Origin of the sequence: Anabaena sp. UHCC 0204 (assembly GCF_009711975.1) — a bacterium.
GTDB lineage: Bacteria > Cyanobacteriota > Cyanobacteriia > Cyanobacteriales > Nostocaceae > Dolichospermum.
In genome coordinates this window covers 20140-33553 of the sequence record NZ_VIKW01000081.1, presented here as the reverse complement: position 1 = coordinate 33553, position 13414 = coordinate 20140, and the positions used below count along the sequence as shown (strand labels likewise).

The window sequence follows — 13414 nt, the reverse complement described above, 5'->3', positions numbered from 1 at the left end:
TTTCACGCAGAGACGCAGAGTCACAGAGAGTAAGAGTTTAAAAAGGTGAGTTAGCGGTAGCATAACCCACCCGACAAATGAGATATTTGCTATTAAAAAAAACCTTACTGCACAATCTGATTCCGACAATATTCTTGCGTCGGTGTCACAGAAACAACTTCCACTTCCACAGGTTTTTCAGGAGTAGGGTTAATAATAAACTCACTCGGACCTTGATGAGGTTTTTGAGAATTACCCCAATCATAAGTGTAACCTAAACCAGACCAAGGATAATATTCTTGTTTCGCATTGGAGTAAGAATTGGTGTATATTGCCTTGATAACAGGACTGCTATCAGGAACAGGTAAAGGTAAAAGATTACAGCTAGAATCGTCAATTTCGGCATCAATACATGGTCTAATTAAATCTTCAGCTTTTACCCATAGTTCGACAAAATGGGTTTTAGTGGAATATTTATTTAAAATCAACCCCAAATACTGTTGTAACCGCAATGAAAGTTCAATATCATCAGGAATATTGCTATCAATGGCTTGATATTGCTGACAAAATTCTTTCACTTGTGATGCTGCGGTAAACCAAGTTTGATAAGGTAAAACTTTTTTTGTACCGATTGGCCAATCTGTATTGGGGTTACTTGTATATTTCCAAGTTGACATCAAATATTCTACTTTGCCATTATTTTCTCTCCATTTAACTTGGGGATTATTTGGAGATAAAGCCCAAAGATTATTTACTACTTCATCTGCTAGTGGTTCTTTGGCATCTTCAACACTTTCTGCTAATGCTTTTGTCAGAAAATTATAAGTTTCTGGTTGATATTGCAAGAGATAATCATAGACGTTTTGAGTTACTTCTAATTGGGCTATTTGCGCCTTTGGTATGGGGGTACTATAACCAGTAGTTTCTTCAGCTAATACTTTATTTTGCCATCCAAAAACTAACAATGCACAGCAAACCAAGCCTGCAAATAATTTGTGCTGCCAATTTCTCATGATAAATTACCTGGTAATTGAAATTTTATACCAAGGTTGATTCTACATGAAAATACTATTTAGTTTGTAGCAAGAATTGTTAATAAACATTAAAAATACTTAACAAGACTTATGCACGAATCACGAAAGAACGTTCGCGCAGCGTCCCGTTAGGGATAGAAAAGAGGTTTCAGAGATATTTTGCGTAAGTCCTACTTAAGCAAAGCTACATCTCAAATATGCCCAAGAACATTAGATATCGTAGATAAGTGAGGTTCATCAATTTTGAGAATGACAAAGTTATGAATTATGTTTATCTTCACGGTTTTGCTTCTAGTCCTCAGTCTAGCAAAGCTCAGGATATTAGCGATCGCTTTTCTCAACTACAAATATCAATGCAAATTCCCGATTTGAACGCTGGTGATTTTTCTCATTTGACAATCACGCGCCAATTAAATCAAGTCGCTGCTGAATTTTCCCAAAATTCTCAACCAGTCACCCTCATAGGTTCTAGTTTAGGCGGTTTGACATCTGCCCATTTAGCACAACAACATTTACAAGTACAACGCCTAATTTTACTAGCACCTGCATTTGGGTTTTTAGGACATTGGTTGCCAAAATTCGGAACAATAGGTTTAAACCTATGGCAACGCACAAAATATATGATGGTATATCATTATGGGCAAAAACAATTGCTACCCCTAAGTTACAATTTTGTTACCGATGCTAAGAAATACCAAGAAAATTTGTTACAACGCCCCATTCCGACTTTGATTCTCCACGGGAAACATGATGAAGTTATCCCCATTCAATCCAGCCGAGATTTCGCCTGTACCCGTCCTTGGGTAGAATTAATAGAATTCAATAGTGATCATGGTTTGGGAAATGTCACCCCTGAAATTTGGCAAGCAATTTCCACATTTTGCCATTTATCGTAAAAAGCAAAAGCCAACAAAGACAAGTTTTCCCAATTACCAATCACCCATTACCAATCACCCATTACCAATGACCAATCTTAAATTTATTCGTTCCGATTTATCTCAACTTAACGCGTATAAACCTCATCCTGGTAGTGATAGCGCCGAACCTGTTGCAACTCAATTTGATCGCTTAGATACTAATGAAAGTCCATTAGATTTACCACCGGAAATTAAAGAAAAGTTAGCTTGGACTTATCAGCAAGTTATTGAAACAAATCGTTATCCTGATGGTGGACATGAAACACTTAAAAATGCGATCGCCCAATATGTGAATGAATCTGCAAACTTGGCAAATTCAACTTTCACCGCTGCGAATATTTCCGTCGGTAGTGGTTCTGATGAACTGATTCGTTCTCTATTAATTGCCACTTGTCTAGGCAGAGAAGGTTCTATCTTAGTCGCCAACCCCACTTTTTCTATGTACGGAATTTTAGCCCAGACTTTGGGCATTTCTGTGGTGACAGTGGGTAGAGATAAAAGTAACTTTGAAACTGATTTAACCGCCGCCCAAGCTGCCATTACTCAAACTCAAAATCCGCCCATTCGTGCCGTTTTTGTCGTTCATCCCAATTCCCCCACCGCCAATTGTTTAACAGCAGCGGAAATAGATTGGTTAAAAAGTTTACCAGAAGAAATTTTAGTAGTTATTGACGAAGCTTACTTTGAATTTAGTCAAACTAGCTTAGTAGGGGAATTATTACAACGTCCTAATTGGGTAATTTTACGGACTTTTTCCAAAGCCTTCCGTCTAGCAGCCATGCGTGTAGGTTATTGTATCGCTCATCCACAGGCGATCGCTATTTTAGAAAAAGTCCGTCTCCCTTACAATCTTCCCAGCTTTTCCATCGCCGCTGCCCTCATTGCTTTGGAAAATCGTCAACTTTTACTAGAATCCATTCCCCAAACCCTCAATGAAAGAAGCAAACTGATCACAGCTTTATCAGCACACCCCAGCTTAGAAATTACACCTAGCGCCACTAACTTTATATATCTGTGTGTTAAAACTAATGACTCTCATTCACCAGATGCCGTTTTAACAAGTCTTAACCAAAAACTTAGAAGCCAGGGTACTCTGATTAGACTTCTACCTCACGGTTTAAGAATCACCATCGGTACACCCGAAGAAAATTCTCGTACTCTACAACGGATACAAGCTAGTTTAGTACAATAATTAGTAAAATAAATAGACTTTCAACCCTGTAACCTACTGGACACTAATTATCTAGATCAATACCCACCCGGCGGACTATTGTTACTGTTTGTGGTAACACACCCACCAACATAGCAAAAGCCTCATCTGGGATATTAGCCACTATCTCAGCGGGAAAAAATACTTCAAATTGATCAAGAATTTTTTGGACTCGTTGTTGAGCGACAGGACTTTCTGTGATTTGCTTAATTAAGCGAATCCATTGCCGCCTAATCAAGTAAGCGGTTTGACGATCTTGATGAGATTCTGGAGTCAATAAAGATAGATTGCCGATGGGTAAAGTCCCTTGGCAATCACTATCATAATCTCCACCAATCACTGCTCCAGGTCCTGCAAACTCTGCATGGTAGTGTTTAAAGAGTATTAACCCATTTCTTTTTCGACTATTAACCACGAGAACCTTGCCGGTTTGAAGCCGTGCTAGAATATCAGAGCTTTCTAATTGCTCAGTTCCATCTGGCATGATCATTTGGTTAATAACACTATTATCAGCGCAGTCATTTGATACCATAGCTGTTTGGTAGCGTCTACGCTTGTCGCTATCCATGTTTTGTTAAACTTCTCACGATATTATTACAGGTGTACTCTTCAAAGCAAAAATTGCTATTGAATTGAGAAATTGTGAATTTTCCTTTATCAACGTTATCCTGAACAGTATAATTTATTTTAGGAATAAATACGCACTGTTCAGTTATTTTAATTATCCTATTCTAGGGGATGAACTCCAGCTTTATCTCAATCTAGAGCAGTCTTTATCTAAAGTTTTTGTAAAGTTGAAGTTTCCGCTCTCCAATTCCTGTTAAGAGGGAACAGGGAACAGGGAACAGGGAATAGGGAACAGGGAATAGGGAATAGGGAACAGGGAATAGGGAATAGGGAACAGGGAATAGGGAACAGGGATTTGTTCCAAAAATATGCAATTAATTTTGCTCAGGTACTTATATGTGTTTATGTAGTAATATCTGGCGTGAACGATTTAGGAGAATTGCATTCCAGGGAGATTCGACTTTATACACACGATATGCCAACTTAAAATAAAGTTGACGGGCTTGATGATTACTTTCCAAAACATGAAGATATAAATCTTGAAATCCCCATTCTTGGGAAATTTGCTCACAGCGAATCAATAACCCAGAAGCGACTCCCTGCCGCCGATAACTGGGGTGAACAGCTAAATTAGATAGATAAGGAAAACATTGACTAACATAATCCCAAGAATCGCTGAATTTGACACCCATTTCTATAGTTCCCACAATTTGATGATCTTCTGTATCAGCATCAACAGCAACCAAACAAACATGATGAGATAAGGGAAACTTCAGACGATGGCGGAGATCCTCATAAATACCCAAACGAAATAAGGGAAAAGCCCAACCCCATAAACCATCTTGGGAGTGAAAGCTTTCAGTCACGATTTGGGCAATCATCATCAAATCATCAGGTGTAGCTACGCGAATTTGCAGATGCCCAACAGATAGAGTATCAGTTTCTGGGCTTGCTTTGGGGTGAGTTGGATCAAAAAACCAGGATTTCAAAGCTAGTTGGGGATTAATGTAATTTAAAAGATATTTTCCCAGTATCTTTGCCAGTTATAACTGAATGGTATCGTGAACTACTCCGCAGTCAGATGGACGGAGCTTCCCAATTCATCGGGAATAGCCGCCAGAACTCCATAGTTCTATTGGTTTAACATTTTCTCCAAGGGCAGGAGTCCTGATTCCCAAGACTCAAATCTTTTACCCTTCGGCTACGCTCAGGGTTCTCTGGCGATACTTACCTAAAAGCTAGTGATTTTCGCTTACGGCATTGGTGGTCAAGACCCGAATATATTACCAGAAAACCTGGGGATTGTCAGCGTGTTGTTAAAAAAACAAACAGTTATAGCTAAGGTAACTTACCGTCAAGGTAGTAAAACCTATCTAAATGAATTATCCTAGCCTATTAGAGTTAAAAATTACCCTAATTGGCAACGAAAGAGACTGGTGCTATAGGTACTGAGTAATGGATACTGGGAGAAGAACCTATAAAAATACTCAATTCTTCATGGAAAAGTTACCTAAAACTACGACTTGCTTTAGTATTAGTTCTGATTGCTAAATTAGAATCAGGTATTTGTTTAATAGTATACTTTGCCTGTAAGTCAGAGTGATGTATTATTCATAACGCTACCATATCTACTAAAAATGCAATTAACCTAAAAGTGCTAGTACAAATGCTGAAATGAGAAAACTTAATGTATAGCTTCATTCCACGTATTCACCATCCCGATAGTAATTTATGTATCAGCAACTACTGTGAGGGAGTAAGATCCAAAATAAACAATTCAAAATCAAAGACAGTCATGCCGAAAACTTTTCTTAACAATTCAGATCCCAGTCTGTAAAAAGATCCCTGAGTTTAGGGGTGTTAAACCCTGGAATTTCTGCCCAAGGGTAAATTCCCTTGTCATGTAACCAAACAGTCAGTTATTGGTCGAAATAACCTGAGCTTACCTGACTCATACATATTCTCTACTTGAACATTTTATTCTTTATCCGACTGCCATTGCAGCAGCAAAGCGGTGCATGATATCACAAGCAAACAGTAAGCCGAAAATTTTGGTTGTTGATGATGAACCCGACAACCTTGACTTGCTTTATCGCACCTTTTATCGTGACTATAAGGTGCTACGGGCAAATTCTGGACCGGCGGCGCTGGAACTACTGGCTCAAGAGGGTGATATCTCAGTCATCATTTCCGATCAGCGGATGCCGATGATGAGTGGTACAGAATTTTTAAGCCTCACAGCTACCCAATATCCAGATATTATTCGCATTATTTTAACTGGCTACACCGATGTTGAAGACTTGGTAGATGCTATTAACTCTGGCAAGGTATTCAAATATGTAACTAAACCCTGGGAATCTGAAGAACTAAAAGCAGTGGTTCGTCAAGCTATGGACACTCACAATGTCCTCAAGGCTAGAACTAGGGAACTTACCCGCACACTCCGCCAAGAATCGCTGCTGAATACCATTACCAATACGATTCGTAGCGCCCTCAATTATCGGCAAGTTTTACAAACTATTGTTGATACTGTCGGACATATTTTGGAAGTAGATGTTTGTTTATTACGTCCTTTTCAAGATCAGCAGTTGACAGATGAAGGATTTATTTACCAAAAAGCGATTAGCTCTGGTGAGGATAGCCAACAGGAGACTTCAGAAGCAAGAAGTATCTCTTTGCCTATTTTGGTACAGACAGTCTGGGAAACCCGCGAATTACAGGTAATTAATAATGTTGCTGATGATGAGCGGATTCAAAGCGATGATGAAAACATTAGTCGGGCTAATGCTTTTGCGGCGGCTAATATTTGTTCTAGCTTAGTTGTTCCTTTGATTTGGCAACAAAAATTGATGGCGGTATTGGCTCTACATCAGCGATCGCAAGTCCGGATTTGGGCAGAAGATGAGATCCAGTTGGTTTTGGTGGTGGCAGATCAAGCGGCTTTGGCTTTGTCGCAAACCTATGCTTATGAACAAGTGCGGGCTTTAGCGAAACGGGAAGCTTTGATTAATACAATTACTAGCGCCATTCGTTCTAGTCTTGATCCCGAAGATATTTTTGCAGCGATTACTCAACAGTTAGGACAGGCTTTACAAGTTGATGGTTGTGTGTTGTCTTTGTGGACTCAGGAGGATGAATTTGTTCATTGTGTAGGTTTGTATGATAGTTCTGATACTGTAGGACATTCTTTGGCGAATATTTGGCATCATCAATTACCTGATTCCCAAGTGAGAATTCAGGATAATCCGGTGTTGCAAGAATTATTGCGAACAGAAGAACCAGTAGTAATTGCTGATATTACCCATTGTTCGGCTGATGTTCAGGGTTTTGATTTACCTTTGAAAATGCCAGTGCGATCGCTCATAGTTGTCCCTTTACTAGCTGATGGTAAATGTATTGGTAGTATTACTCTGCGGGAAGGTAGCAAAGCTAGACGATGGCTATCCTCAGAAATTGAATTAGCTAAATCAGTCGCTTCCCAAGCCGCGATCGCTGTCCAACAATCGCGCTTATACCAAAAAACCCGCGAACAAGCAGAACGCTTACTAGAACTAGACAAACAAAAAACTGAATTTTTCCAAAATATCTCCCATGAGTTCCGGACTCCCATTACCCTCATCCAAGGACCCCTAGAATCCGCAGTCAATTCAGGTGAAGGCTTATCCCATTCTCAAAGTATTATCGCTCTCCGCAATTCCCGTCGGTTACTACGATTAGTCAATCAACTCCTCGATTTACAACGTCTCGACGCAGGGAGAATGCAGCCCAGTTTCCGTCCTTGTGATCTGGTCGAATTTGTTACCCAAATTGTTGACTCTTTTCGTCCTTACTGCGAGAAAAAGGGACTCCAAGTCAATACCGATTTGCTTACCTGTCCCACAGTCTATTTAGATATAGAAAAATTTGACAAAGTGATTTATAACCTTTTGTCAAACGCCATGAAATTTACCCCTGAAAATGGGACAATCACCATTAGACTAGCTACAGCAGGGAATAATTGTATCTTGCAAGTTCAAGATTCAGGGATTGGTATTCTTCCCCAACAAATACCCTATCTATTTGAACGATTCCGTCAAGCCGAAGGTTCAGAAAATCGCACCTACGAAGGTAGTGGTTTGGGTTTGTCCCTCGTGAAAGAATTAGTAGAATTACACGGAGGTAAAGTCACAGTTGAGTCTATTTATGGTCAGGGAACTACATTTACCTTACAGCTTTTGATCGGTTCATCTCACCTACCTACAGATAGAATTTTAGATACTGTCGCTGATTTGAATATTAGTCGCGCTAGTGTGGAATTAGCTGATTTAGAACAAGTTGATTTAGATATAGAAGATTTGGCTCAGACAATAGACACATTAGCAAATCCAGAAATTAAAGATGCTCAACTTATGAGTATTACAGCCCCAGGGACTGGACACTCAATTTTAGTTGTTGATGATAATCCCGATTTACGAGTCTATGTCTCGGATATTCTCCGTCGCAATGGTTATAAAGTAGATACAGCCCGCAATGGGAATGAAGGATATATTCTTGCACAACGCATCAAACCCAGTTTAATTATCACTGACTTAATGATGCCCGTAGTGACAGGATTGGAAATGATTAAAATGGTTCGCAATGAAGAAGATTTAAAAGGTATACCTATTATTCTCCTCACAGCCAAAGTGGATGAGGAAACCCGGATTCAAGGCACAGAAAAGGGTGCAGATGCTTATTTAGCCAAACCTTTTAATGATCGAGAACTCCTGGCCGAAGCACGGAATCTTTTAGCTTTGAAGGAAAATGAAAAACGCACCTTGGAGTTAAACTACTATCTCACAGAATCCGTACTCAGACGCTTTTTACCCACAGCATTAGTCAGAAAAGCCGCAACGGGAACGTTGACACTAGATTTACAACCAGAACCGCGTTTAGTGACAGTTCTATTTAGCGACATTGTGGGCTTTACTCAACTATCTAATACCCTCAGATCCCGAAAAGTGGCAGAAATATTGAATGAATATTTAGAAGCCATGACTAAAGTTGTGTTTGAGAATGGCGGTACGGTGGATAAATTTATGGGAGATGCTATCTTAGCTTTATATGGAGCGCCAGAAGACCTGACACCCAATGAACAAGTCCGACGTGCCATTAACACAGCTAGAGCCATGCAACGCGCATTGAAGACATTAAATCTTCGCTGGCGATCGCAAGGTATCTTTGAAACAGATGGACGTGATGGCGTACAATTTCGCTGTGGTATCCACCAAGGTACGGCCGTTGTCGGAATGTTTGGTAGCGCCGAACGTGCTGACTATACAGCCATTGGTCCAAGTGTGAATATTGCTGCCCGCTTGCAAGCTGCCGCTGTTCCTGGTACTATCCTAGTCTCCGCTGCTGTGGCAGACTATTTACAAGAAGAAGAAATTACTAAAGGTAGTCCCTTAGAATTAAAAGGTATAGATGAAACAGTTCTAACTTTTATGGTCACACCCGAACCTGTGAAATAAATTTCTAAAAAAAGGTTATGAATAATTCGTCAGTAACTAGAAAAGGACTCAGATAACGTACATTTAATTTTTATTTAGGTTGTTTAGGTTGTGCTATCAAGAGGAAGAAAGAAGAAAGAAATTTCTTCCCTATTCCTAGTTCCCTGACATAACATAATACTAATGATTACAAATAATCATTCAAATAAGAGTTTAATTACATCTCAAAGTTTCAGAGGACATACTGATCCTGCTTGGTTATGGATTGTTGTATCTATTAGTTCTGTGTCTCTTCACTTGTTAGTATTTTGGTTAATACGTTCGTCTGATAATTTCCAGCCTTGGTTTCCCCAATCTAACCAAAGTTCTATTCCTATTGACTTTATCGAGATTGCTGTTGAACCAAAATCTCCAATCAAACCACAACCAACAACCCCAAAGATTAAATCACAATCTTCTTTTTCATCTTCACCAAAATTAGCTCCTATTACACCCAACATTGAAGATAATGAGATAGTTTCTAGGGTTAATTTACAACAACAGGAGCAAACTCAAAAACCTGAAGTTATCAAACCTGAAATCAAAAAACTCGAAGTTAAAAAAACCGAAGTTAAAAAAACCGAAGTTATCAAACCCGAAGTTATCAAACCCGAAGTTAAAAAACTCGAAGTTGAAAAATCTGAAGTTAAAAAAACCGAAGTTGAAAAACCTGAAGTTAAAAAATCTGAAGTTGAAAAACCTGAAGTTAAAAAATCTGAAGTTGAAAAACCACCAGTTAGACAACAATCTTATCCCACCAACCCAACACCACAAACAACACCAATAATTCCAGAAAGTGAGCTTCCTTGGAATCGTCGTCAAGAAGTTAGACTAGGAAAGGGAACTCCCCTACCCCAAGAAATTCCCGCTGAATCCCCAACTCCTACAACAGAACCTTCTGTAAATCCTACCCCAGAACCTGCTCCAACTTCTAATAGAGGTGGTGCGATCGCTACCGTCAATCCTATTTTTAAAGAAGAAGTTATTGCATTAATCCAACAAAAACAACTTCGAGCTAATGATTTACCAGATGTTCTGGCTGAATATAAAGGTAGCTTAGAAAAGGAATTAGAGCCTAGTGTTCTTCCCAGCGAAGAAGATATTAAACCAGCAAATATACTGGCTAGTTTAATAATTGATAAAAATGGCAACTTTCAACAAGCGATAGTTCTCACCATTGAACCAGCCGCACTCCGCAGCCAAATAAGCATTTATGAGCAAGCAATTAACCAGATGTTTCAACAGGAAAACTTTCTCGCTGCTTATAATCAAGACGGATCAAAACCAGATTTGAGCAATTTATATATTCGTCTCAAAATCCAACCGATAAATTCTCCATAAATGCTTGCGTTTTTATAAAAGCCATGTTATACTGATTCAATTGGAAATGCGGGTGTAGTTTAGTGGTAAAACTTTAGCCTTCCAAGCTAATAATGCGGGTTCGATTCCCGCCACCCGCTTTATCTGTACAGAACTAACCAAATCTGCCGCTAATGTAAGCTTTGGTGTCCTCCTGTTGAGGATCGCTAAAAATTAGTTCTGTGGAATTGTACTCTACTAAATAACCACTACGTCCACCAGTTTCCGAAGTTTTGACATTAAAAAATGCCGTTTTATCGGATACCCGTGATGCTTGCTGCATATTGTGAGTAACAATAACGATAGTATATTCCTCTTTAAGTTTGTGAATTAGTTCTTCAACCCGCAAAGTAGAAATAGGATCAAGAGCCGAACATGGTTCATCCATTAATATAACTTCTGGTTGGACAGCGATCGCCCGGGCAATACATAACCGCTGTTGTTGTCCACCGGATAAAGATAAACCACTTTGTCGCAATTTATCCTTGACTTCATCCCACAAAGCCGCTTGTCGCAAACTTCTTTCTACCAATTCATTCATATCACCTTTGAAGCCATTGATTTTTGCCCCAAAAGCAATATTTTCATAAATTGACTTGGGAAATGGATTTGGTCTTTGGAATACCATACCAATTCGTCTTCGCACCTCTACAGGATCAATATCAGGTGCATAAAGATTTTTGTCGCCGAAATAAACCTTACCTTCGGCTCTAAATGATTCAATTAAATCATTCAGACGATTATAACATCGCAGCAATGTACTTTTACCACAACCAGATGGTCCGATAAAAGCCGTAACTCGATTTTTAGGAATATCTAGCCAAACATTCTGTACAGCCAAGAAATTGCCATAGTAGATATTCAGGTTTTCTGTCCGTAAAACCGCTTCAGTTTCATTGTTTGTACTAATGTTAGTAGCCATATTTGTCAGGAAGTTGTTCTGGATAGGTTTTAATTGGAATTAATAGCCATTACTAAGCCTTTTCTCTAGTTGCCCAGCGAGAAATAATACTAGTAATCAAAACCATCAATACTAAGATTAAAGAAGCAGCCCAAGCTAGAGATTGCCAAGTCTGAAAGGGAGAAATCGCAAAGTTGTAAACTAAAACTGCCAGAGAAGCAGTAGGTTTGAGGATGCTATCCGGCCAAAAAGAAGAGAAAAGAGCCGTAAATAGTAATGGTGCTGTTTCTCCAGCCGCGCGAGCGATCGCTAGAGTAGAACCAGTTACAATAGCCGGTAAAGCTGCCGGTAGTACCACCTGTGTCACCGTTTGAAAATTAGTTGCACCTAATCCCACCGCAGCTTGACGTAAATCTTGAGATACTAACTGCAAAGATTCATCTGTAGTTCGCACAATAATCGGTAACATTAAAATTGCTAGTGCGAATCCACCGCCCAAAGCTGAATAAGAGCCTAAGTTTAGCTTTAACAACGTCAAAACCACAATCCCATAGGCAAATACCCCGGCAATAATCGAGGGGACACCACTGAGAACATTAGTAGCAAAACGTATCCATCTAGCGACTTTGTGGGAACTAAACTCAGTTAAATAAATTGCGGCCATCACACCAAAGGGAATGCTCATTATCGCTGCAATCCCTACCATGAGAAGTGTTCCCAAAATAGCATTACCAAAACCACCATTTTTCCCAAAAGGAGCAGGTGGTAACTGGGTCAAAACATTCAAACTTAGACTACCAAAACCTTTGATAATTACATAAGAAAGAACTGCCAATAAAGGGACAAGTGCCAATGCTCCACAGACAAAAGCTAATACAGTCATCGCTGTATTAAACAACGTCCGGGGAGATGAAGAGGAACGAGTCAGGCTTCTTTGCGGAAAATAAGAAGTCATAATTTCACCTATCAATACAGACGTTGAACTCTAGCAACAACAAACTCTGCCAAAATATTGACTATCAGAGTCAATGCAAATAGGACTAAAGCCGCATACATTAAAGCCGCAACTTGTAATCCATTAGCTTCAGCAAATTGATTAGCCAGTAAAGAAGAAATGGTATTAGATGGTGCTAAGAGGGAGATATTAATGTTATTGGCATTACCTATTAACATTGTCACAGCCATTGTTTCCCCCATTGCTCTACCAAGTGCCAACATTACCGCACTGACAATCCCAGAAAAAGCAGCAGGAATGAGAATTTGGAAAATAGTTTCCCAACGGGTTGCACCGATTCCCAAGGCAGCTTGACGCAAACTAGAGGGTACAGAAATCAAAGCATCACGGGATATAGCGGTGATAATTGGCAAAGTCATAATTGCTAATATCACCCCCGCAGGTAACATTCCTGGACCTGTAGGTGGAGAGCTAAAAAATGGTATCCAGCCTAAGTAGGTGTGTAACCATTTTCCCAAATTCGTGATAATTGGCACTAAAACGAAAATTCCCCAGATGCCATAAACGACACTGGGAATAGCGGCCAGTAGTTCTACTAAAAATACTAGAACTAACTTGACTTGAGAGGGGAGAAAATCCTCACTCAACAAAATCGCCGTTCCTACACCAATAGGAATAGCTAAAAGTAGTCCAATTAAAGAACTCATCAGAGTTCCATAAATCGCAGGTAGCACCCCATATTGACTGTTAACAGGGTTCCAATCACTTGTAAATAGAAAACCGATCCCGAATTTTTGAATTGCTGGCCAAGCACCAATGGCAACTTGTAGGGCAATCCATAATAAAGTAGCAGCGATCGCTAATGCAAAAATCCGAGTTAACCAAATAAAGCTCCGATCTAGATTTCTATCCATTTCAGAGCGACTTTTCATTAGCGATGATGTTTCTGAAAAATTTGTAGTCATGAATACTGACTGTAAAGGTT

The 13414-nt window shown here is 39.5% G+C and carries 11 protein-coding genes and 1 tRNA gene; 6 read left to right on the top strand and 6 right to left on the bottom strand.

The genetic code is table 11. The features are described from left to right. Positions 1–104 precede the first annotated feature (104 nt). Positions 105–992 carry a hypothetical protein gene (locus tag FJR04_RS24805; protein WP_168499860.1) on the bottom strand — a complete coding sequence of 296 codons (888 nt, stop codon included), beginning with the start codon at positions 990–992 and terminating at the stop codon, positions 105–107. A 281-nt stretch (positions 993–1273) separates the two neighbouring features. On the opposite strand from FJR04_RS24805, the gene FJR04_RS24800 reads away from it, so the two are divergent. Further along, the gene (locus FJR04_RS24800) at positions 1274–1909 is read left to right on the top strand and encodes a YqiA/YcfP family alpha/beta fold hydrolase (RefSeq protein WP_168499859.1); all 636 of its coding nucleotides are present in this window, start codon (positions 1274–1276) and stop codon (positions 1907–1909) included. 67 nt (positions 1910–1976) lie between these two features. Then, positions 1977–3122: a histidinol-phosphate transaminase gene (locus tag FJR04_RS24795; protein ID WP_168500013.1), complete on the top strand. Its 1146-nt coding sequence runs from the start codon at positions 1977–1979 to the stop codon at positions 3120–3122. A 43-nt stretch (positions 3123–3165) separates the two neighbouring features. On the opposite strand, the gene FJR04_RS24790 is transcribed toward FJR04_RS24795, so the two are convergent. Together FJR04_RS24790 and FJR04_RS24785 are read right to left on the bottom strand one after the other, a co-directional pair. After that, positions 3166–3708 carry a hypothetical protein gene (locus tag FJR04_RS24790; RefSeq protein ID WP_168499858.1) on the bottom strand — a complete coding sequence of 181 codons (543 nt, stop codon included), beginning with the start codon at positions 3706–3708 and terminating at the stop codon, positions 3166–3168. 391 nt (positions 3709–4099) lie between these two features. Next, a complete protein-coding gene (locus tag FJR04_RS24785) occupies positions 4100–4696 on the bottom strand; it encodes a GNAT family N-acetyltransferase (protein ID WP_174763586.1) in 597 nt (198 codons plus the stop codon). Between the two features lie 252 nt (positions 4697–4948). On the opposite strand from FJR04_RS24785, the gene FJR04_RS24780 reads away from it, so the two are divergent. From FJR04_RS24780 to FJR04_RS24765, 4 genes are all read left to right on the top strand, one after another. Then, positions 4949–5098: a hypothetical protein gene (locus tag FJR04_RS24780; protein WP_168499857.1), complete on the top strand. Its 150-nt coding sequence runs from the start codon at positions 4949–4951 to the stop codon at positions 5096–5098. A 627-nt stretch (positions 5099–5725) separates the two neighbouring features. Next, positions 5726–9196: a response regulator gene (locus tag FJR04_RS24775; RefSeq protein WP_168499856.1), complete on the top strand. Its 3471-nt coding sequence runs from the start codon at positions 5726–5728 to the stop codon at positions 9194–9196. A gap of 508 nt (positions 9197–9704) precedes the next feature. Continuing rightward, the gene (locus FJR04_RS26755) at positions 9705–10001 is read left to right on the top strand and encodes a pentapeptide repeat-containing protein (protein ID WP_168500010.1); all 297 of its coding nucleotides are present in this window, start codon (positions 9705–9707) and stop codon (positions 9999–10001) included. Positions 10002–10603: 602 nt separating this feature from the next. Continuing rightward, positions 10604–10674, top strand: a tRNA-Gly gene (locus tag FJR04_RS24765). 14 nt (positions 10675–10688) lie between these two features. Here the strand turns inward: FJR04_RS24765 and pstB are convergent. From pstB to pstC, 3 genes are read right to left on the bottom strand one after another with little or no spacing between them, the layout of a single operon-like run. After that, entirely contained in the window at positions 10689–11495 is an 807-nt protein-coding gene (gene pstB, locus FJR04_RS24760) for a phosphate ABC transporter ATP-binding protein PstB (RefSeq protein ID WP_168499855.1), read from the bottom strand. 52 nt (positions 11496–11547) lie between these two features. Beyond that, positions 11548–12429 (bottom strand): phosphate ABC transporter permease PstA, encoded by an 882-nt coding sequence (gene pstA, locus FJR04_RS24755; protein WP_168499854.1) that lies wholly within the window; start codon positions 12427–12429, stop codon positions 11548–11550. Between the two features lie 11 nt (positions 12430–12440). Continuing rightward, positions 12441–13394: a phosphate ABC transporter permease subunit PstC gene (gene pstC / locus FJR04_RS24750; protein ID WP_168499852.1), complete on the bottom strand. Its 954-nt coding sequence runs from the start codon at positions 13392–13394 to the stop codon at positions 12441–12443. Between the last annotated feature and the right edge of the window lie 20 nt (positions 13395–13414).

What these genes read in the sequence shown, in the direction of transcription:
- FJR04_RS24790 (WP_168499858.1), bottom strand. Translation starts at nt 3,708, where the DNA reads ATGGATAGCGACAAGCGTAGACGCTACCAAACAGCTATGGTATCAAAT.
- FJR04_RS24800 (WP_168499859.1), top strand. Translation starts at nt 1,274, where the DNA reads ATGAATTATGTTTATCTTCACGGTTTTGCTTCTAGTCCTCAGTCTAGC.
- pstC (WP_168499852.1), bottom strand. Translation starts at nt 13,394, where the DNA reads ATGACTACAAATTTTTCAGAAACATCATCGCTAATGAAAAGTCGCTCT.
- FJR04_RS24775 (WP_168499856.1), top strand. Translation starts at nt 5,726, where the DNA reads ATGATATCACAAGCAAACAGTAAGCCGAAAATTTTGGTTGTTGATGAT.
- pstB (WP_168499855.1), bottom strand. Translation starts at nt 11,495, where the DNA reads ATGGCTACTAACATTAGTACAAACAATGAAACTGAAGCGGTTTTACGG.
- FJR04_RS24795 (WP_168500013.1), top strand. Translation starts at nt 1,977, where the DNA reads ATGACCAATCTTAAATTTATTCGTTCCGATTTATCTCAACTTAACGCG.
- pstA (WP_168499854.1), bottom strand. Translation starts at nt 12,429, where the DNA reads ATGACTTCTTATTTTCCGCAAAGAAGCCTGACTCGTTCCTCTTCATCT.
- FJR04_RS24805 (WP_168499860.1), bottom strand. Translation starts at nt 992, where the DNA reads ATGAGAAATTGGCAGCACAAATTATTTGCAGGCTTGGTTTGCTGTGCA.